The 23,225-nt window shown below is 63.4% G+C and carries 23 protein-coding genes; 6 read left to right on the top strand and 17 right to left on the bottom strand.

Going from position 1 to position 23,225, the window contains the following annotated elements:
• Window positions 1–50: 50 nt before the first annotated feature.
• Genes hpaH through JL05_RS03835 form a run of 6 tightly spaced genes read right to left on the bottom strand, consistent with a single transcriptional unit; the run spans window position 51 to window position 5,261 of the window.
• Window positions 51–854, bottom strand: a complete 804-nt coding sequence (gene hpaH / locus JL05_RS03860) for a 2-oxo-hept-4-ene-1,7-dioate hydratase (protein WP_004933170.1) — start codon at window positions 852–854, stop codon at window positions 51–53.
• A 14-nt stretch (window positions 855–868) separates the two neighbouring features.
• Window positions 869–1,255: a 5-carboxymethyl-2-hydroxymuconate Delta-isomerase gene (locus tag JL05_RS03855; RefSeq protein ID WP_004933172.1), complete on the bottom strand. Its 387-nt coding sequence runs from the start codon at window positions 1,253–1,255 to the stop codon at window positions 869–871.
• A gap of 50 nt (window positions 1,256–1,305) precedes the next feature.
• Entirely contained in the window at window positions 1,306–2,379 is a 1,074-nt protein-coding gene (gene hpaD, locus JL05_RS03850) for a 3,4-dihydroxyphenylacetate 2,3-dioxygenase (RefSeq protein WP_099032679.1), read from the bottom strand.
• A gap of 37 nt (window positions 2,380–2,416) precedes the next feature.
• Window positions 2,417–3,871: a 5-carboxymethyl-2-hydroxymuconate semialdehyde dehydrogenase gene (gene hpaE / locus JL05_RS03845; RefSeq protein ID WP_033631722.1), complete on the bottom strand. Its 1,455-nt coding sequence runs from the start codon at window positions 3,869–3,871 to the stop codon at window positions 2,417–2,419.
• Entirely contained in the window at window positions 3,868–4,632 is a 765-nt protein-coding gene (locus JL05_RS03840; RefSeq protein ID WP_004933177.1) for a fumarylacetoacetate hydrolase family protein, read from the bottom strand. The genes hpaE and JL05_RS03840 overlap by 4 nt, the downstream gene beginning before the upstream one ends.
• Entirely contained in the window at window positions 4,629–5,261 is a 633-nt protein-coding gene (locus JL05_RS03835) for a fumarylacetoacetate hydrolase family protein (RefSeq protein ID WP_033631721.1), read from the bottom strand. The genes JL05_RS03840 and JL05_RS03835 overlap by 4 nt, the downstream gene beginning before the upstream one ends.
• 326 nt (window positions 5,262–5,587) lie before the next feature.
• Between JL05_RS03835 and hpaR the strand changes: the two genes are divergently transcribed.
• Window positions 5,588–6,040 (top strand): homoprotocatechuate degradation operon regulator HpaR, encoded by a 453-nt coding sequence (gene hpaR / locus JL05_RS03830; protein ID WP_033631720.1) that lies wholly within the window; start codon window positions 5,588–5,590, stop codon window positions 6,038–6,040.
• A 104-nt stretch (window positions 6,041–6,144) separates the two neighbouring features.
• Here hpaR and JL05_RS03825 read toward each other — a convergent pair whose 3' ends face one another.
• The 7 genes from JL05_RS03825 to JL05_RS03795 form a co-directional block, all read right to left on the bottom strand.
• Window positions 6,145–6,936 carry an SDR family oxidoreductase gene (locus tag JL05_RS03825; protein ID WP_033631719.1) on the bottom strand — a complete coding sequence of 264 codons (792 nt, stop codon included), beginning with the start codon at window positions 6,934–6,936 and terminating at the stop codon, window positions 6,145–6,147.
• A 4-nt stretch (window positions 6,937–6,940) separates the two neighbouring features.
• The gene (locus JL05_RS03820; RefSeq protein ID WP_033631718.1) at window positions 6,941–7,738 is read right to left on the bottom strand and encodes a molybdenum cofactor biosynthesis F family protein; all 798 of its coding nucleotides are present in this window, start codon (window positions 7,736–7,738) and stop codon (window positions 6,941–6,943) included.
• An 11-nt stretch (window positions 7,739–7,749) separates the two neighbouring features.
• Window positions 7,750–8,532 carry an SDR family NAD(P)-dependent oxidoreductase gene (locus JL05_RS03815; RefSeq protein WP_033631717.1) on the bottom strand — a complete coding sequence of 261 codons (783 nt, stop codon included), beginning with the start codon at window positions 8,530–8,532 and terminating at the stop codon, window positions 7,750–7,752.
• Window positions 8,525–9,115 carry a DUF3156 family protein gene (locus tag JL05_RS03810; protein ID WP_021505405.1) on the bottom strand — a complete coding sequence of 197 codons (591 nt, stop codon included), beginning with the start codon at window positions 9,113–9,115 and terminating at the stop codon, window positions 8,525–8,527. The genes JL05_RS03815 and JL05_RS03810 overlap by 8 nt, the downstream gene beginning before the upstream one ends.
• Window positions 9,090–10,583 (bottom strand): APC family permease, encoded by a 1,494-nt coding sequence (locus JL05_RS03805; RefSeq protein ID WP_015376523.1) that lies wholly within the window; start codon window positions 10,581–10,583, stop codon window positions 9,090–9,092. The genes JL05_RS03810 and JL05_RS03805 overlap by 26 nt, the downstream gene beginning before the upstream one ends.
• Before the next feature lie 129 nt (window positions 10,584–10,712).
• Window positions 10,713–11,897, bottom strand: coding sequence for an anaerobic sulfatase maturase (locus tag JL05_RS03800; RefSeq protein WP_033631715.1), 1,185 nt, complete (start codon window positions 11,895–11,897; stop codon window positions 10,713–10,715).
• Window positions 11,894–13,612 carry an arylsulfatase gene (locus JL05_RS03795; RefSeq protein WP_033631714.1) on the bottom strand — a complete coding sequence of 573 codons (1,719 nt, stop codon included), beginning with the start codon at window positions 13,610–13,612 and terminating at the stop codon, window positions 11,894–11,896. Before JL05_RS03795 ends, JL05_RS03800 begins: the two co-directional genes overlap by 4 nt.
• Window positions 13,613–14,095: 483 nt before the next feature.
• Here JL05_RS03795 and JL05_RS03790 point away from each other — a divergent pair, with 483 nt between their 5' ends.
• The 4 genes from JL05_RS03790 (at window position 14,096) to JL05_RS03775 (ending at window position 18,080) form a co-directional block, all read left to right on the top strand.
• Window positions 14,096–14,743, top strand: coding sequence for a helix-turn-helix transcriptional regulator (locus tag JL05_RS03790; protein ID WP_004933198.1), 648 nt, complete (start codon window positions 14,096–14,098; stop codon window positions 14,741–14,743).
• Between the two features lie 139 nt (window positions 14,744–14,882).
• Window positions 14,883–16,070 carry an MFS transporter gene (locus JL05_RS03785; protein ID WP_033631713.1) on the top strand — a complete coding sequence of 396 codons (1,188 nt, stop codon included), beginning with the start codon at window positions 14,883–14,885 and terminating at the stop codon, window positions 16,068–16,070.
• Window positions 16,067–17,179 (top strand): class II histone deacetylase, encoded by a 1,113-nt coding sequence (locus JL05_RS03780; protein ID WP_033631712.1) that lies wholly within the window; start codon window positions 16,067–16,069, stop codon window positions 17,177–17,179. The genes JL05_RS03785 and JL05_RS03780 overlap by 4 nt, the downstream gene beginning before the upstream one ends.
• A 94-nt stretch (window positions 17,180–17,273) precedes the next feature.
• Entirely contained in the window at window positions 17,274–18,080 is an 807-nt protein-coding gene (locus JL05_RS03775) for an alpha/beta hydrolase (RefSeq protein ID WP_033631711.1), read from the top strand.
• 46 nt (window positions 18,081–18,126) lie between these two features.
• Here the strand turns inward: JL05_RS03775 and JL05_RS03770 are convergent, their stop codons facing one another.
• The 3 genes from JL05_RS03770 to JL05_RS03760 all read right to left on the bottom strand — a co-directional run bounded on the left by JL05_RS03770 (window position 18,127) and on the right by JL05_RS03760 (window position 20,672).
• Window positions 18,127–18,492, bottom strand: a complete 366-nt coding sequence (locus JL05_RS03770) for a cupin domain-containing protein (protein WP_004933207.1) — start codon at window positions 18,490–18,492, stop codon at window positions 18,127–18,129.
• Window positions 18,493–18,510: 18 nt separating this feature from the next.
• A complete protein-coding gene (locus JL05_RS03765; protein WP_033631710.1) occupies window positions 18,511–19,812 on the bottom strand; it encodes an NAD(P)/FAD-dependent oxidoreductase in 1,302 nt (433 codons plus the stop codon).
• Window positions 19,813–19,913: 101 nt separating this feature from the next.
• Entirely contained in the window at window positions 19,914–20,672 is a 759-nt protein-coding gene (locus JL05_RS03760; protein WP_033631709.1) for a helix-turn-helix transcriptional regulator, read from the bottom strand.
• Between the two features lie 228 nt (window positions 20,673–20,900).
• On the opposite strand from JL05_RS03760, the gene JL05_RS03755 reads away from it, so the two are divergent.
• Window positions 20,901–22,028 carry an iron-containing alcohol dehydrogenase gene (locus tag JL05_RS03755; RefSeq protein ID WP_033631708.1) on the top strand — a complete coding sequence of 376 codons (1,128 nt, stop codon included), beginning with the start codon at window positions 20,901–20,903 and terminating at the stop codon, window positions 22,026–22,028.
• Between the two features lie 258 nt (window positions 22,029–22,286).
• Here the strand turns inward: JL05_RS03755 and JL05_RS03750 are convergent, their stop codons facing one another.
• On the bottom strand, window positions 22,287–23,216 hold the full coding sequence (locus JL05_RS03750) for a LysR family transcriptional regulator (RefSeq protein ID WP_004933224.1): 930 nt from the start codon (window positions 23,214–23,216) through the stop codon (window positions 22,287–22,289).
• Window positions 23,217–23,225: the final 9 nt, after the last annotated feature.

Here is a 23,225-nt window from a genome sequence, read left to right as displayed (position 1 = left end):
GCGCGTGGCCCCCGCCCGGTTATTGCGGCTCGGTTCGCCGAGCCTGCTTATTAGACGAAGCGGCAGCTGATGCAGCCCATCGGGCCGTAGTCGACGTGGAAGGTATCGCCGCGCCGCGCCGGCACCGGCCGGGTGAAGGAACCGCCGAGGATCACCTGCCCCGCTTCCAGCTCCACCTCATACGGCGCCAGCTTGTTGGCCAGCCAGGCCACGCCGTTGGCCGGGTGGTTGAGCACCGCCGCCGCCACGCCGGACTCTTCAATCACGCCGTTGCGGTACAGCAGCGCAGAGATCCAGCGCAGATCCAGCGCATCCGGCTTGATCGGCCGCCCGCCCATCACCACCCCGGCGTTGGCGGCGTTGTCGGAGATGGTGTCGAACACCTTGCGCGGCCGCTGCGTCTCGGGATCGACGTTGTGGCTGCGCGCGTCGATGATCTCCAGCGCCGGAATGACGTAGTCGGTGGCGTTGTAGACGTCGAACAGCGTACAGTTAGGCCCGCGCAGCGGCTTGGCCAGCACGAACGCCAGCTCCACTTCCACCCGCGGCACGATAAAACGATCGATCGGAATGTCGCTGCCGTCGTTGAAGAACATGTCGTCCAGCAGCGCGCCGTAATCCGGCTCGGTGATCTGCGAGCTCACCTGCATGGCGCGCGAGGTCAGGCCGATCTTGTGGCCTTTGAGCGTGCGCCCCTCGGCGATCTTCAGTTCTACCCACTGCCGCTGAATGGCATAGGCGTCTTCAATGGTGATCTCGGGATGATCGAGCGACAGCGCGCGGATCTGCTCACGGCTCTTTTCCGCCTGATGCAGACGCTGCACGGCGCGGTTAACCTGCTCTTTATCCAGCATTTACGACCCCTTATTCACGCCTTGTTGAACAGCGCGTGGACATTGTTCTGTTTGTAATTCAGCACCGGATCCAGCTCTTCCATGGTGAAAGAGAGCGCCAGGTAACGCTGCGCCATCAGCGCGGCGAAGTGTTCCTTGATCAGCGCAAACAGCATCTCGCCCACCTGCTGACGGCTTTCCAGACTGCGGCCGTGGCCGATCTTCAGCGTCATGTGCACGAAGGCGTAATCCTGCTTGCCGTCGGCCATTTGCCAGGTATCAAGCCAGATGGCGCGGCTGCGCACGCCGGCCAGCGGGAAGATGCCGGTCGCCGCCAGCGCCTCGTTGACCTTGGCGAACAGGGTGGGCAAATCCGCCTCGCGGCGGATGTTGTCGGTACATTCAGCGTAAAAATGGGGCATAGCGTTCTCCAGACGGCGCATAGGCGCGGGCGAGGCCCGCGCAGCGGCATTTACAGCGTATTGCCAAGTTTGAAACCTTTTTCCGTATCGCCCTCGCGGGTATAGGAAAAACCGTCTGCGCCGATGGTGACGGCCATTTCGCTGGGCGCGCTGCGTTCGATCACCGGCTGCGGCTGCCCATCGAGATCCAACACCAGCGATCCTTCGGTGTACCAGCTCGGCACCACCGGATTGCCCCACCAGTCGCGGCGCTGGTTGTCATGCACGTCCCAGGTCACGGTCGGGTTGTCCGGATCGCCGGTGTAGTAATCCTGCGTGTAGATTTCCACCCGGTGGCCATCGGGATCGCGCAAGTAGAGATAGAACGCGTTGGAGACGCCGTGACGGCCAGGGCCGCGTTCGATCACATCGGATTTGCGCAGCGCGCCGAGCTTGTCGCAGATGGCCAAAATATTGTGTTTTTCATGGGTGGCGAAGGCGATGTGGTGCATGCGCGGCCCGGCGCCGCCGGTCATCGCGGTATCGTGCACCGTCGCCTTGCGGCGCATCCAGGCGGCGTAAACCACGCCGTCTTCATCGCGGATGTCTTCCGTCACGCGGAAACCCAGCCCCTGGATATATTCCACGGCGCGCGGCACATCAGGGGTGATTTGGTTAAAGTGGTCGAGGCGCACCAGCGCGCCCGGCGTATACAGATCGTAACGCCAGGCCAGACGCTCGACGTGCTGCACATCGTAGAAAAACTCATACGGGAAACCGAGTGGATCTTCTACCCGCACCGCATCGCCGATGCCTTTGGCGAACCCGTTCACCCGCCGCTCGGTGCGGCAGCCAAGCGCCTTGAAATACGCTTCGGCGCGATCGACGTCTTCCGGCGTGCGCACGCGGAAAGCAAACGCCGCCACGGCGGCGACCGGGCCTTCGCGCAGCACCAGGTTATGGTGAATGAACTCCTCCATCGAACGCAGGTAGAGGGTTTTGTCATCTTCGGCGGTCACGACCAGGCCGAGGATATCGACGTAAAATTCGCGTGCGGCTTTAAGGTTCGTGACCTGAATCTCCATGTAGGCACAGCGCACGACGTCGGGAGCAGGGACAGCATTAGTGGTCAGTTTTGTCGTCATTGTTCTCATCTCTTTCGTTATTATTGTGGCCTGAGGCTCAGACGCCCCATTTCGGGATCGGGTGGTCGCCCATGGAAATGCACACGTTCTTCATTTCGGCGAACACTTCGAAGCTGTATTCCCCGCCTTCGCGGCCGGTGCCAGAGGCTTTCACGCCGCCGAACGGTTGGCGCAGATCGCGCACGTTTTGGGTGTTGACGAAAACCATGCCCGCTTCGATGCCGCGGGCCAGGCGCAGAACCTTGCTCACATCCTGCGTCCAGATGTACGACGCCAGGCCGTACTCCACGTCGTTGGCCATGCGCAGGCCGTCTTCTTCTGATTTGAACGGCAGCAGGCAGGCCACCGGCCCGAAGATCTCCTCCTGCGCCACGCGCATCCGGTTGTCGACATCCGCCAGCACCGTCGGGCGCAGGAAGTTGCCGTGGCTCAAGCCGGCCGGTTTATCCGGGCCGCCGGCCAACAGGGTCGCCCCTTCCTCCACCCCGAGGCGGATATAGCCGGAGACTTTTTCCCAGTGCTGCGGGCTGATCAGCGCCCCTACCTGGGTGTTGGGATCTTGCGGATCGCCGACGCGCAGACGGTTGGCGCGCTCGGCGAAACGTTTGACGAATTCCGGGTAGATGCTCTCCTGAATGAAGATGCGCGAACCGGCGGTGCAGCGTTCGCCGTTGATCGAGAAGATGGTGAACAGCGCGGCGTCGAGCGCCCGCTCGATGTCGGCGTCTTCAAAGATCAGCACCGGCGACTTGCCGCCGAGCTCCATGGAGAATTTCTTCAGCCCGGCGCTTTCGATGATGCGCCGGCCGGTGGCGGTGCCGCCGGTGAAAGAGACCGCGCGCACGTCTTTATGGCGCACCAATGCGTCGCCGGCGGTGGCGCCGTAGCCCTGCACCACGTTCAGCACCCCGGCCGGAATGCCAGCCTCCAGCGCCAGCTCGCCCAGGCGATCGGCGCTCAGCGGCGACAGTTCGGACATCTTCAGCACCGCCGTGTTGCCCAGCGCCAGGCAAGGCGCAGTTTTCCAGGTGGCGGTCATGAACGGCACGTTCCACGGCGACACCAGCGCGCAGACCCCCACCGGCTGCACCAGCGTGTAGTTGAGCATCTTGTCGTCCACCGGGTAGGTCTTGCCGTTCATCTGCTGGCACACCTCGGCGAAGAATTCGAAGTTGTGCGAGGCGCGCGGGATCAGCACGTTTTTGGTCTGATGGATCGGCAGACCGGTGTCGGCGGTTTCCATTTCGGCGATCTGCGGCACGTTCTGGTCGATCAGTTCACCCAAACGGCGCATCAGACGCGCGCGCTCTTTCATCGGCGTGTTGGCCCATTTGGGGAAAGCCTCTTTCGCGGCCGCTACCGCCTGGTCGATCTCCAGCTGGCCGCCAGAGGCCACCTCCGCCAGCACCTCGCCGTTCGCCGGGTTGGTGGTGGTGAAATACTCTTTGCTGGCGACGTTCTTGCCGTTGATCCAGTGGTTGATGGTTTTCATCGCAGGCTCTCCTCGTAATCTTTTTCACTGATAATGTGGTTAACCAAACGGCCGATGCCTTCGATCTCCACCACCACTTCGTCGCCCGGCCGCACGTCGGCCAGCCCTTTCGGCGTGCCGGTGGCGATCATGTCGCCCGGCTGCAGCGTCATGAATTCGCTCAGGTAGGCGATCAGGAACGGAATGTCGAAAATCATGTCGGCGGTGCTGCCACGCTGGCGCAGCTCACCGTTGACGTAGGTGCTGAGCGCCAGCCGGTGCGGATCGGCGACGTCGTCGCGATCGACGATATACGGCCCGATCGGCGTCAGGGTATCTCGGCTCTTCACCCGCAGATTCGGCCGGTAGTAGTTTTCCAGGTAGTCGCGGATGGCGTAGTCGTTGCACAGGGTGTAACCCGCCACATACTCCATGGCGCGCTCACGGCTGACGTTGCGTGCGGTCTTGCCGATCACCGCCACCAGCTCGGCTTCGTAATGCATGTACTCCACGTCGGCCGGACGCACCGATACCTGACGATGGCCGGTCAGAGTGTTCGGCGCCTTGAGGAACACCAGCGGCTCTTCCGGCGCCTTGAATTCCAGCTCGCTGGCGTGGTCGGCATAGTTCAGCCCCAGGGCGAACACCGTGCCCTGCGCCGGCGGCAGCCATTCCACTTCGCGCTCCTGCAGCACCTCGCCGTTCGGCAACGTGACGCGCAGCTGGTCGTCCACCTGAACGTTGACGATCTGGCCATGATGGCGAATACGGGCATGTTTCATGATGCGGCTCCTGCCTGGGTGACGCGGTTGCTCAGAGTGGGCAGGCCGGCGGCGCGCACCGTCACCTCATCCCCCGGTTTGATCTCCACCCGCTGGTGCGGGGTGCCGATCAGCACCGCATCGCCCGGCTGCAGGGTGATGAAATCGCTGATGGCGGCGATCAGCTCCGGCACCGAGCGCACCAGATCGGCGGTGGACCAGCGATCCTGCTCCACGCCGTTGATCTCGGTGACGATCTCCAGCCGATCGGCATTCTCCAGTTGGCCCATCTCTCCCAGCGGGCAGAAGCCGTCGCGGCATTTGGCCTTGATCGCCGGGCGATAGAAGCTGCTCTCCGGCAGGCTGACGTCGTTGGCCAACGCGTAACCGGCCAGATAACGGCTCACCTGCGCCGCCGGCACCTTGCGCGCGGTGTCGCCGATGATCACCGCCAGCGTGCCGCCGCTCTGCACGGTTTCACCGGCCGGAAACGGGATCGCCCCGCCGTTGGCGAGGTGGGTGTTGCGCGGTTTGATAAACCACACCGGGGTTTTGGGCGGGGTCTGGTACGGCGGCTGGTGAAACGCCTGATCCCAGGCGTCCAGTTGGCTGCGGTGGTTCAGCGCAACGGAAAATACGGTGCCTTTCATGCGAACTCCTCCAATGGCAAAACATGACAACCGGCATTCATTAATATATTAATGATTACTTTTATACGCTGCGCAGCTTTTACGCAACGCGCTTGGAATGATTTGTGATCGTGATAACAAAATATTCACAAACAACAAACATTGACGTGATTATTCAACGCATTAATCATTTTTCTCGCCATTTTTCGCTGCGCCACGCATTTTTGCTTTATCCCTGCGGGTAACTTTGGCTACTATTAAGTTATTAACAAATCGGGCTTTGCGGGGCAGGCGCCCCCATGACGAGCGCCGTAACAGCGAACACCTTGATAGCTAAGGCCAAACTTATGCATGAATCGTTAACCATCGCCCTACTGCAGGCGCGTGAAACCGCCATGGGGTTCTTCCGCCCGATCCTGAAAAGCCACAACCTGACCGAACAGCAGTGGCGCATCATTCGCGTGCTGGCCAACAACCGCTCGATCGAATTCCACGAGCTGGCGGCGGAAACCTGTATCCTGCGCCCCAGCCTGACCGGCATTCTGTCGCGCATGGAGCGTGATAAGCTGATCTTCCGCCTCAAGCCGGTCAACGATCAGCGCAAGCTGTACGTGTCGCTGACCCAGCAGGGTCAGGATCTGTATGAAGTGGCGCGCCACCAGGTGGAACAGGGCTACGCCGAGATTGAAGCCGCTTTCTCGCGGCAGAAAATGGACCAGCTGATGACGTTGCTGGACGAGCTGATCACCCTGGGCGACAGCCTGCCCGCCAACGTCACCGCGCATCCCGCCAAGCAGTGATTTAACCCACCGGAATTCTCACATTAATTGGCGTTGCAGCCAGGCGACCAAGGCGTAAATCCCCAGTCGCTTACTCAAGTAAGCGACTGGGGTGCGTGGCTGCATCAAGCAAGCGGAGCATTCGTTTCCGGCAACAGCGCGCCGCCGTCCACCACCAGCGTCTGGCCGGTGATATAGGCCGCCGCCGGCGAGGCGAGAAACACCATCGCCGCGGCGATGTCTTCCGGTTCCCCCAGCCGCCCGAGCGGCACCGCGGCGGCGATCGCCTGATTCACCTGCGCGTCGCCCAGGTTGGCCATCGCCGGCGTGCGGATCATCCCCGGCTCCACGCCGTTGACGCGAATGTTCTCCGCCGCCAGCTCCAGCGCCGCCGCACGAATAAACCCGTTCACCCCGGCCTTGGAAGCGGCGTAGTGCGCCAGCCCCGGGTAGGCCACCCGCGGGCCGGTCACCGACGAGGTCACCAGCAGACTGCCGCCGCCGGCGCGGCGCATCCACGGCAGCGCCGCCTGCGCCAGAAAGAACGGCGCCATCAGATTGACGCTCAGCGTGCGTTGCAGCAGGGCCGCGTCGATGGCGGCGAACGGCGTCAGCGGAAAGTAAGCGGCGTTGTGGATCACCACGTCCAGCCGTTGATGCCGCTCACCCACCATCGCCACCAACTCGGCGACCGGCCCCGGCTCGGCCAGATCGCAAGCTAGCGCCTGCACGCTCAGCCCTTCGTCCCGCAGCATTTGCGCCGCCGCCTGCGCCTGCGGCAGCTGCACGTCCGCGATCGTCACCTCGGCGCCCAGCCGGGCGAAGGCGCTGACGATCGCCAGCCCGATGCCCTGCGCGCCGCCGGTCACCAGCACCGCCTGCCCGGCGAAGGCGTCGGCCGCATAGGTTGCGCTCATCGGCCTATCCTCGCGGGTGGCGCGTGGTGTTCAGCACCTGCGCGTGGGCGCCCACCGCAAAGTTGCTCAGCGCGCTGAAATCGCTGCCCTGATAACCGAGGATCTTGCCGTCGGTGCGCATTCCCTGCAGATCGATCATCACCACGCCCAGCGTCGGAATGATCTTCTCGCGCCAGACGAACAGATAAAGCTGCTCCGCCACCTTCACGTAGTGGCAGCGATCGACGTCCGCCAACCCCTTCTCCACCCCGTCCAGACACTGCCAGGCGTAGAAGTTGTCGTTCAGGTAGATGTGCTCGTAGCGCTCGGTCGGGCTGTAGGTGTACATGTTGCGCATGCCGATCAGCTCATCGGTAAAGCCCGGCGGCGCCGCGTCGGCGTCATCCAGCGTGCCGAAGCGGAATTCGGCCTCGACCGCGGTCAGCGGCAGCCCCTGCTCAACCCGGCTGAAGGCGTCGAGCCGCGTCTGCGCTTCGTCCGGCAGTTGGCCGTACACCGCGGTGAAGTTGCCCTGATTGCGGTCGCACACCAGCGTAATGCTGGCGTTGGCGCGGGCGGGATCGAGAAAATCGATGAACAGCACGCCGGGGCGAATGCTGGTGGCGCGATAGGCGATACCGCGCCGCTCCCCCCACTCCAGCGTCTGCGCGTCGCTGAACCGGCAACGCTGCGTCGCGCCGTCGCTGAAACGCAGCGTCAGCGTGGTGCCCGCCAGGCCGTGCTGGCGTTCCAGCGTATTGCTGTGCGGCGCAAAGCCTTCCGCCAGCGCGCCAACCTGAATGAATACCGCTTCTGAACTCATGGAAATGCTCCTTACAGGGAAGTGAAAGCCAATGTCGGCACATCGACGATGGTAGAGCCGCCGTCGGCCACCAGCGCAGCGCCGGTAATGATTGAAGCCTCGCTGGAACAGAGGAAACGACAGATACGGGCGATTTCCTCGGCGCTGGCCGGCCGCCGCAGCGGCACGTCACGGCAGACCATCTGGTAGGCCTGCTCCAGCGAGATCTGATGGGCGTCCATCAGCAGCTGCATCTCTTCGTCCGCCATCGGCGTGGTCACCCAGCCGGGGCACACCGCGTTGGCGCGCACGCCCAGCGGGCCATAGTCGCGGGCGATGGAGCGCATCAGCCCGATCAGCGCGTGTTTGGCAGTGACATAACCGCAGACCTCCGGCCCGGCGGCCAGCGAGGCGATCGAGGCGACGAACAGCAGATTGCCGCCGCTCTTGATCAGCTCCGGCAGGCAGGCGCGTGCGCTGGCGAAAGCGCTGTTGAGGTTGCTGTCCATCGCCCCTTGCCACTGCTCGTCGGTCATCTCGGTAATGCGCTTGAAGCCCATGCCACCGGCGCTGCCGATCAGGCAGTCGATGCGCCCGGCGTCGCGCAGAATGGCCGGCAGCAACGTGTGGGCCCAGCTCTCGCCGCTGGCGGCGTCGCCCACCAGCGCCTGCGCGCCGATCTCATGCGCCAGCGCCGCCAGCGGTTCCGGGCGGCGGCCGATGATGAACACCCGATCGCCCTGCGCCGCCAGCAGACGGGCGCAGGCGGCGCCGACGCCGGTGCCGCCGCCGGTAATCACAACCACTCTATTCATGATTCAGCTTCTCCATCAGTTGGCCGATCATCAGCAGGCTGCTCAACAGCAGCCGCCGCTGTTCGGCGTCCAGCCGCAGATAGCGGCGGCCGGCCGGCAAACGGCTGACCACCTCCGACGCGGCGAAATGCTCGATATCCACCTGCCAGCGCCCGTCGTTCACCGTCAGCCGCACGCGGCGAAAATCCAGCTGCGCCAGCGTCTCGCCGATCTGCGGGTAGCGCAGCAGGCCAGCCAGCACCCGCTGCGCGGCCGCATGGCGCTGGCGCAGCAGATAGCGCACGCCGCGCCGCCGCAGCCAGCCGCCGGTCACCACGTCCAGCGTCAGCGGGGGCTGCGCTGCGCACGCGCCCTGTAACCGAAAGCGGTGGCTGACGATATGCGCCATAAACAGCCCCTGCACCTGTTCGCTGACCTCGATCTGCGGCCCCTGCGGCAGCGTCAGCCGCAGCAGGCCCGGCGCCAGGCGTTCGCACGCGTAGGGTTCCAGGTTGCGCGCCAGACGATCCAGCGCGGCGCCCGGCCGATAGCCCGACGGCGCTCGCCGCCAGGCGCGATTAAGTGAGGGAAGTAAGCCGATCAAACTGCGCCTCCTCGTTTTCACCCTTGGCGAACGCGTTCTCCAGCACCTGCTCGACCGGCACCGGCTTGAACGGATTCACTTTCTGCACGCACAGCGTCCAGAACAGCGCATAGGCGGCGGTCAGGCCGATCATCCAGCCGAAGGGAATGTAGACGTCGCGCGGGTTCATCCCCGGCGGCGTGATGTAGACGATGGCCAGCACGATGCCGACGCTGGAGACGATCTGCGGCAGCGGGAACCACGGCGATTTATAGGCGCGCGGCAGATCGGGGCGGCGCAGGCGCAGGATCACCACCGAGCAGGTCACCAGCAGGTAGGCCACGCCCCAGGCGCACACCGCCGCCAGCACCAGCGGAATGATCCTGTCGAGGTTGCCCTGAATGGCGAAGGCATGTACGCAGGGGATCAAGACCGCCACCAGAATGCCGACCACCGGCGTCTTAAAGCGCGGATGCAGATAGGCAAACATGCGCGGCAGCGCGCCATCCAGCGCCATGCCGTACAGAATGCGCGGCACCGCCGCCATCAGCGTGTTGATGGTCGCCGCGCCCGCCAGCAGCAGGCCGACGCCCAGCCAGTATTTGCCGAACTGGCCCATCACCTGGCCGGCGAACGCCGGGATGGCCATCGGCGTTTCCAGCAGACGCGTGCCGCTGGCGGCGTCGATCACCACGTTTTCCACCTGGTGGCTGAGCGCCGCGCCGTACAGCGCCATGCACACCGCTACGCCGCACAGCCCGAGCGCCATGGCGCGCGGGATCACCCGATCGCAGCGTTTGATCTCCGGCGCCATCGGCGTCACCAGCTCACAGCCGACGAACATGAACATCGCCATACCGATCAGGCTGAATACCGCGAAGGGATCGTTCAGATCGAGCGTGCTGCCGAACCAGCCCTCGAGCGGCACCGCATGCGGCGACAGCAGCCCGACGATGCCGAAAATCACCAGCGTGCTCCACATGGCGAAGGTCAGCACGATCTCCGCCTTGCCGAAGGCCTCGATGCCGAACGCGTTGAGCAGGCCGAACACGACGACCAGCCCGACGCCAACCATCCAGGAGGCGTTGTGGCTTTCCATCAGGGTGTTGAGGTGTTCGAAGTTCACCAGCGCCATGATGCCGGAGAGAATGGTCTCGGCGGTGCCGGCGAAGATGTGCACGATCAGGTAGGCCGACAGCGCGCCGGTGATGGCGAAAAAGCGCCCCATGCCGCAGGAGATGTAGTCGTAAACCGAACCGGAGGTCGGCAACAGCGCCGCCGCTTCGGAGAAGGTGGTGAGCTGCGCCTGCATCATGATGAAGGCGATCAGCATCGCCAGCGCAAAGGTGTCGCCGCCGATGCCAAAGCCGCTGGTGACCGTCAGGATCACCGGGCTGGCCATGATCACCCCGACCGAACTGGCCAGGGTGGTGGGAAAGCCGACCTTGCCTCGAGCCAGGTGGGCGTGCAACCGCGACGACAGGTTCATGGTTATTTCCTCTTATAGTTTTGGCCTGATGCATGCAGGTGCTTGCAGGTTTTTCACCGCCAGCGGCGGTCATCTCACTATAGAGAGGAAAGGAAAATGCTGACTATCGTCCTTAAGGACGAGACGCTTTCAACCTGCGGCGGCGCTCACGGCGGCGCGCCACTGCATCGCTCCCTGCGGGCTGCGCGGGTAGGCGAGCAGCGGCGCCAACAGCGCGGAAAAGAAGGCGTAATAGCCGGCGCACAACCGGTTGTAGCGATCTTCGCCCACATGCGCCGGGCAGCCGCCCTGGCAGACGCTTTTCACGCTGCAGCGTTGGCACTCGCGACGCAGGCTTTTGTTCCTGCCGAACGGCATCTCCGCCGCCCTTGCCGCCAGGGTGGCGAGCGGCGTCTGCCGATCGGCATGGCCGAGCAGGTGCTGCGCGTTGATCAGATGATCGCAGGCGTAGAGGCGACCGTCCGGCTCCATCACCAGATTGCCGCCGCAGCGTTCGGCGTGCACGCAGCTGGGGCTGACGTGGGTGAAATACTGCGCGTAGACCTGTTCGATGTTCATCACAAACACCTGACCGACGTGCCCGCGGCTGCGCCAGCGGCGGTACACCGCCAGCATGAAACGCCCCCAGTTGGCGGCGCTCAGCCCATAGCCGGCGGCGGGCGCATCCCCTTCCAGCATCAGCGGCTGAAACTGCAGATAGCGCGCCCCGATCGCCACCGCATGATCGTAGATCGCCTCGGCGCGATCCGCGACGCCGTCGTGCACCACCATCAGCAGGTTGAAGTCGATCTGATGGCGCTGCAGCAGCGCGATGCCGCGCAGCGCGGCGTCATAGCTGGCGCCGCCGCGCTTGTCCGGCCGATGGGCGTCCTGCACCTCGCGATCGCCGTCCAGGCTGACGCCGATGATGAATTGATGCTGCCGGAACAGCCGGCACCAGGCGTCGTTCAGCAGGGTGCCGTTGGTCTGCAGGCTGTTGCTGATCCGCACGCCCGGCGGCGCAAAGCGGCGCTGCAACGCCAGCGCCCGCTTGTAAAAACCGATCCCCGCCAACAGCGGCTCTCCACCCTGCCAGACGAAGTTGATCTCGCGGCTGTAGCGCGGCTGGGCGGCGATGTAGCCGCGGATAAACTCCGCCAGCAGGTCGTCGTCCATCTTGCGCGTCCGCTCTTGCTGGCGCTGCGGATAGTAGCAGTAGCGGCACCCCAGGTTGCAACCGGCGCCGATCGGCTTCACCAGCAAATGAAAAGGCGCCGCCGCGCGCGGTTCGCTCTCTACCGGGATCTGCTGCGCGCGCAGCTGGGCCAGGTTCATGGCGCCGCCTGCGGCAACGGTTTGTGGGTCTGTGGATCCAGGCCGGTGTAGTCGCCGGTGCTGGCGTCGACGCCGAGATAGTCGATCGCTGCGCCTTTGGCTTCAATAACCATGCTCTGCTGCGCAAAGCGGCGATACGCCTCGCTCAGCCGTTTGACCCGTTCCGGGTCGGCGGCGGCCAGATCGCGCGTTTCCAGCGGATCGTCATGCAGGTTGAACAGCCCCCACGGCGCCATCTGCGCCGTCGGCCCGGCCTTCACCAACCGCCGCAGCTTCCAGATGCCGTCTACATAGGCGGCCTGGTTATGCAGCTCCACGCCGTAGGTCGCGCGCGGCACACCGTCGGCCTCGCCGCTGAAATAGCGCTTGAAGCTGACGCCGACCATCGGCAGCGTCGGTTTGGCCTTCAGCGGTTTGCTGGCGTCGATGCCGGCATAGTCATACAGCGTCGGCGCGATGTCATACACCGCCATCGGCGTGCGATCGATACCGCCGCGGCCCTTCAACCCCGGCGCGGAGATGATAAAATCGGTGTTGATACCGCCCTGCGCGCTGGTGGTTTTGTGGTAGTTGGCGTATGGCGCGTTGCTGACGTTGGCCCAGTGCGGCCCGTAGGAGATGAACGATCCCTTGCGGCCGAGGTTGGCGTAGCTGTTGTCGAACTGCCGCCAATACTCCGGCTTCGAGCCGTAGTAGAAGCCGCTGGCCGGGTTGGCGCCGTTGTCGGTGGCGAACACGATCACCGTATTTTGGTCGCGGCCGGTCTGCTTCAGGGTGTTCAACACCGCGCCGACCTGATCGTCCATGTAAGCGATCATCGCCGCGTACACCTGCATGGTCTTGGCTTCATATTTTTGCTGTTCCGGCGTCAGCGCGTTCCAAGCCTTATCCAGCGCCAGCGTCGGCATCGGCATCGGCGTGCGATCGGAAATCAATCCCAGCGCTTTCAGGCGCTGAATGCGCTGCTGATAGGCCTGCTGATAGCCGGCGTCGTATTTGCCGTCGAATTTGGCGATCCAGTCATCCGGCGCCTGCAGCGGATCGTGCGGCGCGGTAAACGCCAGATAGGCGAAGACGGGTTTATTCTGCGGAGTATCACGGATCCACTGTTCCAGCTGGTCGGCATAGGCCTTGCTGGAATAAAAATCTTTGGGCAGCGACACGCGCTTGCCATTCAGGGTGTAGAAGGTATGGAACGCCTCCACGGTGCCCAGCGGTTTCGCGTCGTCGAAATGGCTGGTGCCGCCGCCCATAAAGGCGAAGGCGCGCTCGAAGCCGCGATCGGTCGGTTTGGCACCATCAACATAGCCCAGGTGCCATTTGCCCGCCATCATGGTGGCGTAACCCGCGTCGCGAAAACGCTCCGGCAGCGTGATCACGCGGTCGGTCAGGCGCATTTCATACCCCGGCTGCGCGGCGGTGCTCTCATACCACCACATGCCGCCCATGCCGGCCTGCTGGTTGGTGTTGCCGGTCATCAACATCGACCGCGCCGGCGCCGACATCGGCGAGGTGTAGTACTGGCTCATGCGCACGCCCCGTTCGGCCAGCGCCTGCAGGTTGGGCGTCGGTATCTCGCCGCCGAACGGGCTGATGTCGGAGTAGCCCATGTCGTCCACCAGAATGATCAGCACATTGGGGCGATCGGCGTCCGCCCCCTGAGCCAGGCCCGATAAGGCGCCGCTCAACGCCACCGCCAACGTTTTTTTCTGCATCGTCCGTCCCCTGTATGGTCATGCGGACTGAACAACCCGACGCCTCAGCCCGATAAAGGTCATCATTTTTTCGTCTTATACGTTTGGCGCCGCCTGGCGCTATCTTCAATTCGCAGTGTAGGAAGCGGCGGAAAAGCCTGGCTATCGTTCTTAAGAACGAGGGACGGCGGCCGGCAGCGGCGGCTGTAGCACGCGCAGGGCGGCGAAAGCTTCACCCGAGCAAGCATTGAAAAGCGCTGTAAATTCAGCGGGAAAAGCGGTGAATTATTTCATTAACCTATTAATGAAAATCGCGATAAATCCGAATGAAAAAGCCCTAATTAACGCAGTGTCATCTTGTTATTTATGTGTTTTATTGCAATCGGCCTCACGTTGTTAATATGTTTTTATTGTGTTGCCAAATTGCTACAACTATGCTTGTATCGTTCATATATTGACCGCCAACCTTCTCCAGATTGAACGATAAAGGGAGGAACACGAATCATGCACAGCACCGCATCCGATGCCTTTATCAACAGCTGTTTGGCGACCATTACGCACCTAATCCCGGTGTCTGCCGGGGTGTTTTATCTGGTCGATCGCGACCTGCGGCCGGATCACTACATCCTGCACGGCATGCCCGATAAAACGCATCAGCAGTACCTGAACCACTTCCAGCAAATTGACCCGCTGCAGCCGGCCAATTTCCACCGGCAAGACATCACCATGGTCGGCATGAGCCCGGCGGCGATCGCCGGCAACCGCCGCTATTACCACGACTTTATGCTGCCGAACGACATGCGCGACATGACGGAGATTTTTATTCGCCAGCGTAAGCGCATCGTTGCCGGGGTGTCGCTGATCCGCGATACGCCGTTTACCGAAGTGGAGCGCGGCCGCCTGCGCGCGGTGCTGCCGCTGATCGAGCTGGCGACGCGCGATCTGCTGCCCGACAGCGAGGCGCAGCTGCTGACCGCCAAAGAACAAGAGATCGTCAACATGGTGCGCGAAGGCGCCAGCAATAAGCGCATCGCCCTGAAGCTGGGCATTTCGCTGTCTACGGTGAAAACCCATATGCGCAATATTTTCGCCAAAACCGACGTGGTGAACCGCACCGAACTGGTCGCCGGCGGTTTTCTCGCTCACGGTTAACGCCCGATAACGGCCGCCGCTGCCGACGGCCGGAAAATAACGCCAGAACATATTCGCCATTTATGGCGCGGCTTCCCCCTGCCCGCAATCGGGCCGGGCGGGATATTTCATCGTCACTCAACGCTTGGGGAAAAGGTTTATGTCCAGTGATTCGGTTTCCGCGCCCGCCGTCGGCGCGGCGCTCCCCTGCCCGCCGCGGCTGCTGACCGCCATTATCGTCTTCGCCGCCATCGCGCCGGGCATTCTGATGACCGCCCCCGCCGTGGCCGCCCAGCTCGCGACTCAGTGGCAGCTCGGCCCGGCGCAGATCGGCCACCTGTTCTCCACCGAACTCGGCGCCATGAGCCTGGCCACGCTGCCGGCGTGGTGGTGGATCGGGCGCATCAACTGGCGGCGGGTCGCTACGCTGTCGGCGCTGGTGTTTATCGCCGGCAACCTGGCTTCGGCGCTGGCGCAGGATTTCACCCTGCTGCTGCCGCTGCGCTTTATCGCCTCGCTGGCGGGCGGCACCCTGATGATCCTGTGCATCACCTGCGCCGCCGGCACCGCCAATCCCAGCCGGGTGTATGCCTTCTGGGTGCTCGGCCAGCTGGTGCTGGGCGCGGTCGGGCTGCTGGTGCTGCCGCCGCTGTTCGCGCACTTCGGTCTGATGGCGGTCTACCTGCTTTTGGCGGCCATCATGCTGTGCTGCCTGCCGCTCATCCCGGCGTTTCCCAGCGGTTTCACCGCCGCCCGCGCCGCCCGCAGCGGCCCCGCCGCCTCGCTGGCGCGCAAGCTGTGCGCCGTGCTGGCGGTGCTGACCTTTTACATCAGCCTGAGTGCGGTCTGGACCTTTATCGGCGGCATCGCCGCCGGCGCCGGGCTGTCGCCGGCCCACAGCGGCCAGGTGCTGGCCGTCGCCACCTTGCTCGGCATCGTCGGCGCCAGCGCCGCGGCGCTGATCGGCGCGCGCTTCAGCGGCGGGCGCCTGATCGTGCTGGGGTACGCCCTGCTGCTGGCCAGCGTGGCGCTGCTGACAGGCCAACCCCTGCTGCTGCGCTTCGCCCTGGCGGCCCTGCTGTTCAAATTCACCTGGACCTTCGTGCTGCCATTCATTCTGGCGCGGGTCGCCGGGCTGGATAACGACGGCAAGCTGATGAACGGCATCAACCTGGTGATCGGCGGCGGCATGGCCATCGGCCCGACGCTGGCCGGCTCTTTAATCGAATATTCCGGCGGTTTCAACGCCTTGCTGTTCGGCGCGCTGGGCTGCGCGCTGTTGTCGCTGCTGTTGATTTCGCTGGCTTCACCGCGCGCACCGCGCCGTATAACAGGAGGAGAAAGGTGAAAAGAACAACCGGTTTCTTGTTTGATGAACGCTGTTTCTGGCACAGCACCGGCCTGCACGCCACCACCCTGCCGGTCGGCGGCTGGGTGCAACCGCCTTCCGGCGCTGGCCACGCCGAATCGCCGGAAACCAAGCGGCGCATGAAGAATCTGATGGACGTGTCCGGCCTGTCGCGCCAACTCACCCTGCTGAGCGCCGAACCGGCGACGGAAGAAGACCTGCTGCGCATCCATCCCGCCCACTACCTGCAGCGCTTCAAACAGGTGAGCGACAGCGGCGGCGGCCTGCTGGGGGAGGAAGCGCCGCTGGGGCCGGGCAGCTATGAAATCGCCAAACTCTCCGCCGGACTGGCCTGCGCGGCGGTGGAGGCGGTGCTGCAGGGCGAGCTGGATAACGCCTATGCGCTGTCGCGCCCGCCGGGCCATCACTGCCTGCCGGATCAATCGATGGGCTTCTGCTTCCTGGCCAATATTCCCATCGCCATCGAGCGCGCCAAGGCCCGCTACGGCCTGGGCAAGGTGGCGGTGATCGACTGGGACGTGCACCACGGCAACGGCACCCAGCATATCTATTGGCAGCGCGGCGACGTGCTGACGCTGTCGCTGCATCAGGACGGCTGCTTCCCGGCGGGCTATTCCGGCGAACAGGATCGCGGTGAAGGCGCCGGGGCAGGCTGCAATGTCAACGTGCCGATGCTGGCCGGCGCCGGCGACGACGGCTACCTGCACGCGATGCGGCGCATCATTATTCCGTCGCTGGAAAAATTCGAGCCGGAGCTGATCATCGTCGCCTGCGGCTACGATGCCAACGCGCTCGATCCGCTGGCGCGCATGCAGCTACACAGCGACAGCTTCCGCGCCATGACCGCGCTGGTGCAAGACGCCGCCGACCGGCTGTGCGGCGGCAAGCTGGTGATGGTGCATGAAGGCGGCTACGCCGAATCCTACGTGCCGTTCTGCGGGCTGGCGGTGATGGAGCAACTGAGCGGCGTGCGCACGGAAGTGCAGGATCCGCTGCTAGAGTTCATCCAGCAACAGCAGCCGCGCGACGCCTTCAATCGCTTCCAGCGCGAAGCGCTCGACGAACTGGCGCGCCAGTTCGGCCTGTAATCCCCTCTCTGCGGGCGCCGCATCCGGCGCCCCTGACAAGCTCGCCGCCAGCCGCTACGCTGAAGGGCAACCCTACCATCATGAGAACAATAACATGTCCGAACAAACCGTCAGCTTTATCAAAGGCCGCCACGGCGACATCGCCGTGCACGACTGGGGAAACGACAAGCCGCGCTATCTGGCGCTGCTGGTGCACGGCTACGGCGAGCATCTCGGCCGCTATCAATACGTGGCGCGCACGCTGCAGGCACAGGGGGCGCGGGTATTCGGCCCCGATCATCTGGGCCACGGCCTGTCGCAGGGCGAGCGCGTGCTGATCGAGGATTATGACGCCGTGGTCGACGACGTTCAGCGCGTGGTCGAGCATCTTCGCCAACAGTATCCGACGCTGCCGCTGGTGGTGATCGGCCATTCGATGGGCGGCATGATCGCCACCCGCTACGTGCAGCGTTATGGTGAGGAGGTGCGCGCATTGGTGCTGTCCGGCCCGCTGCTCGGCGACAGAACGGCGATTTCCGATCTGGCCGAGTTGCCGACGATCCCCGACGCGCCGCTGGATACCGCCACCCTGGCGCGCGATCCGGCGGTTGGCGCGGCGTATCAGGAAGATCCGCTGGTGTGGCACGGGCCGTTCAAACGCCCCACTCTGCGCGCCATGCAACGGATCCTCGCCGCCATCAACGCCGGGCCGGGGTTCGGCGCGCTGCCTACGCTGTGGATCCACGGCGACGACGATCGGCTGGTACTGATGAGCGAAACGCAAACCGCGCTCGATCGTCTGCAGGGCGACGATTTCGAACGGATGATCAACACGGGCGGGCGGCACGAGAGCTTTAACGAAACCAATAAGGATCAGATCCTCAAGCGGGTAACCGACTTTATTGCGCGGGCATTAGGCTAAGGCGCTCCCCCTCGGCATTCAGCCTGCTGAGGGGGGCATGACGGCGTCAGCCCTCGACGATGGCGAGGTAGTGTTTGACGAAGCGATCCGAGGTGATGTCCCAACGCACCGGAGTGCCTTTCTCGACGAACCAGGAATCGCCGGCCTGATAGTGCACCGACTCGCCGGTGCGTTCGTTGGTCAGGGTGGCGCTGCCTTCCCACACCGTGGCGTGCTCGGCGAACGGGTACTCCATCACGAAGCTGCCGCGGGTGCAGCTGAACACGCCGCAGTTCAGGTTGTCGGTCGGTTCGCCGAAGATGCTGGCCACGCCGACGTTTGGCGTGCCGGCGATCACCGTGGCGCCCAGGTTGCTGACGCTGCCGATCTCCAGCAGTTCCGGCAGCGGTTGTTTAAGCAGTAACGGTTTCATGTCATTCTCCTCTGAGGGTTAACGGCGGCCTTTCCAGTAGCCGGATGTCTGGTGCCAAACCTTACCGGCGGTGGTCATCACCCGCCGCAGCTTGTCCTTGCCGAAGATGTTGACATGCGGGATCGAGCTCATCAGATCGTAGCGATTGGATCCTTCGCTCATGCCCTCCGCCAGCACCTTGCACACGATGTGGCTCGGCGTCACGCCGAAGCCGGAGTAGCCCTGCACGTAAAACACGTTGTCGCGATCCGGCAGCGTGCCGATCTGCGGGAACAGGTTGGCGCTGCAGCACAGCGGGCCGCCCCAGGCCAGATCGATCTTCACGTCTTTCAGGTACGGGAACACCTTCAGCATCAGGTTGCGGTTCCAGGCCTTGAGATCCGACGGGAAATATTCGATCAGGCGGGTAGCGCTGCCGAACAGCAGCCGGTTTTCGTTGGTCACCCGGTAATAGTCGATCACCGGGCGAATGTCGCTGTAGGCGCCGCGGATCGGGCTGATCTGACGGATCAGATCGTCAGACAGCGGCTCGGTGGCCAGCTGGAAGGCGTAGGTGTTGATGGTCTTGCGGTAGATCTGCGGTTCCATGCCGTTGAGGAAGCCGTTGCAGGCCCACAGCATCTTGTTGGCGCGCACCGAGCCCATGGCGGTGCGCACCGTGATGCGCGGCCCGTATTCCACGTTGAGCACGCTGCTGTTCTCGAAGATTTTCACCCCGTAGCCGCTCAGCGCCTTGGCCTCGCCCAGCAGCAGGTTGAGCGAATGCACGTGGCCGCCGCCCATGTGTTTCAGCGCGCAGGTGTAGGCGTCGGAACCCACCACCTGCTTCACCTCCGCACCGGTGTAAAGCTCGATCTCCTCCTCCGGCGCCACCGCCCTGAACTCCTTCAGCCAACCGCGCAGGGTCTTCTCCTGACGCACGTTGCTGCCGAGATAGCCGTAGCCGAAGCAGAAGTCGGCGTCGATGTCATATTTCTTGATGCGCTCGCGGATAATGCCGGCGCCGAGGTTGCTGATCTTGAAGATGGTTTCCAGCCCGGCCGGGCCGACGTGGCGTTTGATCTTCTCCAGATCGTGGCCGATGCCGGCCATCACCTGGCCGCCGTTGCGTCCGGTGCCGCCGTAGCCCAGATAGCGGCCTTCGAGGATGGCGATGTTGGTGATGCCCTTCTCCGCCAGCTCCAGCGCGGTGTTGATGCCGGAGAAGCCGCCGCCGATGATCACCACGTCAACGTCCAGATCCTCTTCCAGCGTCGGGAAGCGCAGATCGTATTTTTTGGTCGCCGCGTAGTAGGTTAAGGACTCGATTTCGTTGTTCACTGCCGCACTCCCGATTGCCTATGCCATGACATCGGATTATCGGGAGGCGGCAGCCGTGCCGCTATGTCCCCTTAGGGACATTCGCTACAAAAAATTAACATTCACGCGCTGCGCCGCTGCGGGGCAGTCAGCAGCAGGCTGAACAGTTCGGCCTGCGAGCCGATGTTCAGCTTGCCGTAGATGTTCTTGCGGTGGTTTTTTACCGTGCCGAGGCTGATGAACAGCCGGTCGGCGATCTGCTGCGAACCGCAGCCGGCGAGGATCAGATCGACGATCTCGCGCTCGCGCGGCGTCAGCAAATAACGCGGCTGCGCGCCGTCGTCGTTCACCGTGTCGGCATCGGCCGGTGCCGCCACCACTTCGCCGTGCAGCCGCGCCACGCTTTTCACCAGCGTCAGCGCGCTGCGCAGATCCGCCCGCTGTGGGTAACGCACCGCCACCGTGCGGCGCGCCGAGCCAAAGAACACTCCCAGCCCGCGCTCCGGCGTCAATTGCAGCAGCACGCCGGCCTCGTCGTGCCAGCCGGTCTTGCGATAAAAGTTACGGTAATAGTCGCTGTGATAAAACCCGCAGGGCGCCAACTGGCGCAGCGTGAGCACCTCGCCTTCGCCGCCGTCGTTCAGCGCGCGGTAAAACGGATCCTGCAGGTAGGCGCCCTGCTGGTAGATCTGGTTGACCGCGTCGCTGTTTTCCCGCTCGGTTTTGATCAGGCAGCGCGGCGGCCGGCCGCGTTCGAAGGCATAGACGATGGCGTTGTCGAAGGCGAAAAACCCTTCCAGCCAGTTCAGCAGGCTGGGATAAAAACGCGGGCTGGCCACCGCATCGATCACCGCAGACAAGCGTTCAACCTGAATATCCATACCCGCCTCGCCATTATTAATACATTAACAATCTACCGATTTCGGATGGGGTTGGCCGCACGACGGCCGGTACTGTTAAAAAAGCATCCGGCGCGCCGAAATGCAAGAACGAGATCGTTTACATGTTAAACAACTCACAGGTTGCCGCGGCGGGGAAAGCGGTGGCCGCTCCGCGCCCGCTGGCTTATGCTGTGGCATCGCGCCCCGCAACGCCGTCAAGGAGACCTCATGTCCGTCAGCCATATCATCGCCAACCGCCAGACCTGGTTCGGCCACGGCAGCATCCAACAGCTGCCGCCGCTGCTGCTGGCCGATCCGCAGCCGACGCTGCTGTTCAGCTGCCGCTCTTTTCTCAACGGCCCGGTGTACGCCGGCCTGAGCGAGTCGCTGACGCCGCAGTTCATCGGCACCGAGATCGTCAGCCACGAGGCGTCGCCGCAGGAAATCGACGCCTGGGTGGCGCGCTGGCGCGGCCAGGCGCGGCGCGTGGTGGCCATCGGCGGCGGCAGCGTGCTGGACGCCGCCAAGGCGTTCTCCGCGCTGGTGGAGCACCCGCTGCCGACGCTGCGCTATATGGAAAAGGTGGGCGACAGCAAAATCAGCGGCGCCACCCTGCCGCTGATCGCCATTCCCACCACCGCCGGCACCGGCAGCGAGGTGACGCAGAACGCGGTGATCACCGATACCCAGGTCAGCAAAGTGAAAGCCTCGCTGCGCCATAATAACTTCGTGCCGCACACCGCCATTCTCGATCCGCAGCTGCTGGCGGGTGCCCCGGACAAGGTGCTGGCCTACTGCGCCATCGACGCCTTCACCCACCTGTTCGAAGCCTATCTGTCGAAAACCGCCGGCGCCATGACGCGCGACATGTCGCTGAGCGGCATCCGCCACTTCCTTGCGGCCTGGCCGGCGCTCAACCGCAGCGACGCGGCGCGCGAAGCAATTATGCAAGCTTCGTACCTCGGGGGGCTGACGCTGAGCGCCGCCGGGCTGGGGGTCATTCACGGCATCGCCGGCGAGATCGGCGCGCTGCGCGACTACCATCACGGCCAGGTCTGCGGCCGCCTGCTGCTGCCGTTCCTCACCCTGCTGGAAAGCAGCGAACAGCCGCAGCAGCGCGCACTGATGGCCGAGCTGGCCGCGCGCCTGTACCCGCACTGGCAGGACAGCCCGGAGAGCTACCTGACCGATTTCATCACCCGCCACGCCATCGCGCCGTTCTGGCAGGATGATTTGCCGATTTCCGGCCAGGAATTGGCGGTGGCGCTGGAGAAATCCAACAGTAAGAATTCCTGGATCGACTATGCGCCGGCGCAGCGGCAACGGATGATCGAAGAGGCGTTTCGCGTTGAATGATGATATCTACCCTAAATAGTTGGAGCTGCATCCCGGCGGCAAGAGGCGGCTCGCCAGGAGCTTACTCAAGTAAGTGACTGGCGTACGCACTCGCAGCCAACACAGATGCAGTTTCAAGTATGACGGGTATAATCAGATCAACGCACTAGCAGGAGTAAGGAAATGGGCATCATCGGCTGGATCTTCGCCGGCATCGCGGTCGGCATCCTGGTCGGCGCGCTGATCAGAATCTTCGGCAAGAAGAAAGAGCAGTAAGCGTCACGCTGTTCCGTGGGCCGCCAGCAGGCACTCATGGAACAGCTTCACCACCCGCTGCGGTACCGGCGAGCGGCGCAGCACGCTGGAGTATTCGCAGTGATAGCGGAACAGCGCCGGTTTGATCGCCCGCATCAGGTTCTGCGCCACAAAAAACGCCGCGTAGTGATCCGGCAGAAAGCCGACGTATTTGCCGGACAGAATTAACGTCGCTATCGACTCCTGCGCAAACCCCGTCGCCTTGCGATGCAAATGTTGCTGCAGGCTCAGTTCCATATTCGGCGAATGATAGCCTAATCCGGCGAAGGCATAATTGTGCAGCAGATCCCAATTTAATGTTTCATGGGGGCCGGAAAATAATTCATGCTGCGCGCCGCAATATAAGAACATCCTCTCACTGAATAACGAATGATAAGATAAACTTTCCGCGCTGCGGTGCATGGGAATAACCCCAACCTGAAATTGCCCGTCAATAACGCCGCGTTCAATGGTATTAATCGGCTCCACATACATTTGCAAAGAAACCTCCGGCGCGCGCTCGCTGAATAACGCGATGGCCCGGCCGATCTGCGCCTGCGGATTGCTGACCGTATGATCGAATATCGCCACGTGCAGCTGCCCGCCCATGCGCTGGTGCACCTCGTCCACCCCGCGCCGGAACGCCTCGGTGGCCGCCAGCAGGTTGACGGTTTCCTGGTAGATAATCAGCCCCTCGTCGGTGACCGCAAAGCCCTCGCGCCCGCGCTGGCACAGCGTCAGGCCCAGCCGCTGCTCCAGATCCTTGATGTGCTTGCTGATGGTCGACAGGCTGATATTCAGCTCCAGTTCGGCGGCGCTCATGCCGCCGCAGTCGACCACGGCCTTGAATACCCGCAGCAAACGCAGATCCATATCCGACAATTGTCCCAGCAACGCGCGCTTTTTTACTTGCATAAAACCTTA

It is taken from the genome of Serratia nematodiphila DZ0503SBS1, assembly GCF_000738675.1.
In the GTDB taxonomy this organism is placed as follows: Bacteria; Pseudomonadota; Gammaproteobacteria; order Enterobacterales; family Enterobacteriaceae; genus Serratia; species Serratia nematodiphila.
This window is presented reverse-complemented; position numbering and strand designations above follow the sequence as displayed.

What these genes read in the sequence shown, in the direction of transcription:
- JL05_RS03855 (WP_004933172.1), bottom strand. Translation starts at nt 1,255, where the DNA reads ATGCCCCATTTTTACGCTGAATGTACCGACAACATCCGCCGCGAGGCG.
- JL05_RS03770 (WP_004933207.1), bottom strand. Translation starts at nt 18,492, where the DNA reads ATGAAACCGTTACTGCTTAAACAACCGCTGCCGGAACTGCTGGAGATC.
- JL05_RS03800 (WP_033631715.1), bottom strand. Translation starts at nt 11,897, where the DNA reads ATGAACCTGGCCCAGCTGCGCGCGCAGCAGATCCCGGTAGAGAGCGAA.
- JL05_RS03750 (WP_004933224.1), bottom strand. Translation starts at nt 23,216, where the DNA reads ATGCAAGTAAAAAAGCGCGCGTTGCTGGGACAATTGTCGGATATGGAT.
- JL05_RS03820 (WP_033631718.1), bottom strand. Translation starts at nt 7,738, where the DNA reads ATGAGTTCAGAAGCGGTATTCATTCAGGTTGGCGCGCTGGCGGAAGGC.
- hpaD (WP_099032679.1), bottom strand. Translation starts at nt 2,379, where the DNA reads ATGACGACAAAACTGACCACTAATGCTGTCCCTGCTCCCGACGTCGTG.
- JL05_RS03840 (WP_004933177.1), bottom strand. Translation starts at nt 4,632, where the DNA reads ATGAAACATGCCCGTATTCGCCATCATGGCCAGATCGTCAACGTTCAG.
- hpaE (WP_033631722.1), bottom strand. Translation starts at nt 3,871, where the DNA reads ATGAAAACCATCAACCACTGGATCAACGGCAAGAACGTCGCCAGCAAA.
- JL05_RS03795 (WP_033631714.1), bottom strand. Translation starts at nt 13,612, where the DNA reads ATGCAGAAAAAAACGTTGGCGGTGGCGTTGAGCGGCGCCTTATCGGGC.
- JL05_RS03755 (WP_033631708.1), top strand. Translation starts at nt 20,901, where the DNA reads ATGTCCGTCAGCCATATCATCGCCAACCGCCAGACCTGGTTCGGCCAC.
- JL05_RS03835 (WP_033631721.1), bottom strand. Translation starts at nt 5,261, where the DNA reads ATGAAAGGCACCGTATTTTCCGTTGCGCTGAACCACCGCAGCCAACTG.
- JL05_RS03790 (WP_004933198.1), top strand. Translation starts at nt 14,096, where the DNA reads ATGCACAGCACCGCATCCGATGCCTTTATCAACAGCTGTTTGGCGACC.
- JL05_RS03825 (WP_033631719.1), bottom strand. Translation starts at nt 6,936, where the DNA reads ATGAGCGCAACCTATGCGGCCGACGCCTTCGCCGGGCAGGCGGTGCTG.
- hpaH (WP_004933170.1), bottom strand. Translation starts at nt 854, where the DNA reads ATGCTGGATAAAGAGCAGGTTAACCGCGCCGTGCAGCGTCTGCATCAG.
- JL05_RS03775 (WP_033631711.1), top strand. Translation starts at nt 17,274, where the DNA reads ATGTCCGAACAAACCGTCAGCTTTATCAAAGGCCGCCACGGCGACATC.
- JL05_RS03785 (WP_033631713.1), top strand. Translation starts at nt 14,883, where the DNA reads ATGTCCAGTGATTCGGTTTCCGCGCCCGCCGTCGGCGCGGCGCTCCCC.
- JL05_RS03815 (WP_033631717.1), bottom strand. Translation starts at nt 8,532, where the DNA reads ATGAATAGAGTGGTTGTGATTACCGGCGGCGGCACCGGCGTCGGCGCC.
- JL05_RS03760 (WP_033631709.1), bottom strand. Translation starts at nt 20,672, where the DNA reads ATGGATATTCAGGTTGAACGCTTGTCTGCGGTGATCGATGCGGTGGCC.
- JL05_RS03805 (WP_015376523.1), bottom strand. Translation starts at nt 10,583, where the DNA reads ATGAACCTGTCGTCGCGGTTGCACGCCCACCTGGCTCGAGGCAAGGTC.
- hpaR (WP_033631720.1), top strand. Translation starts at nt 5,588, where the DNA reads ATGCATGAATCGTTAACCATCGCCCTACTGCAGGCGCGTGAAACCGCC.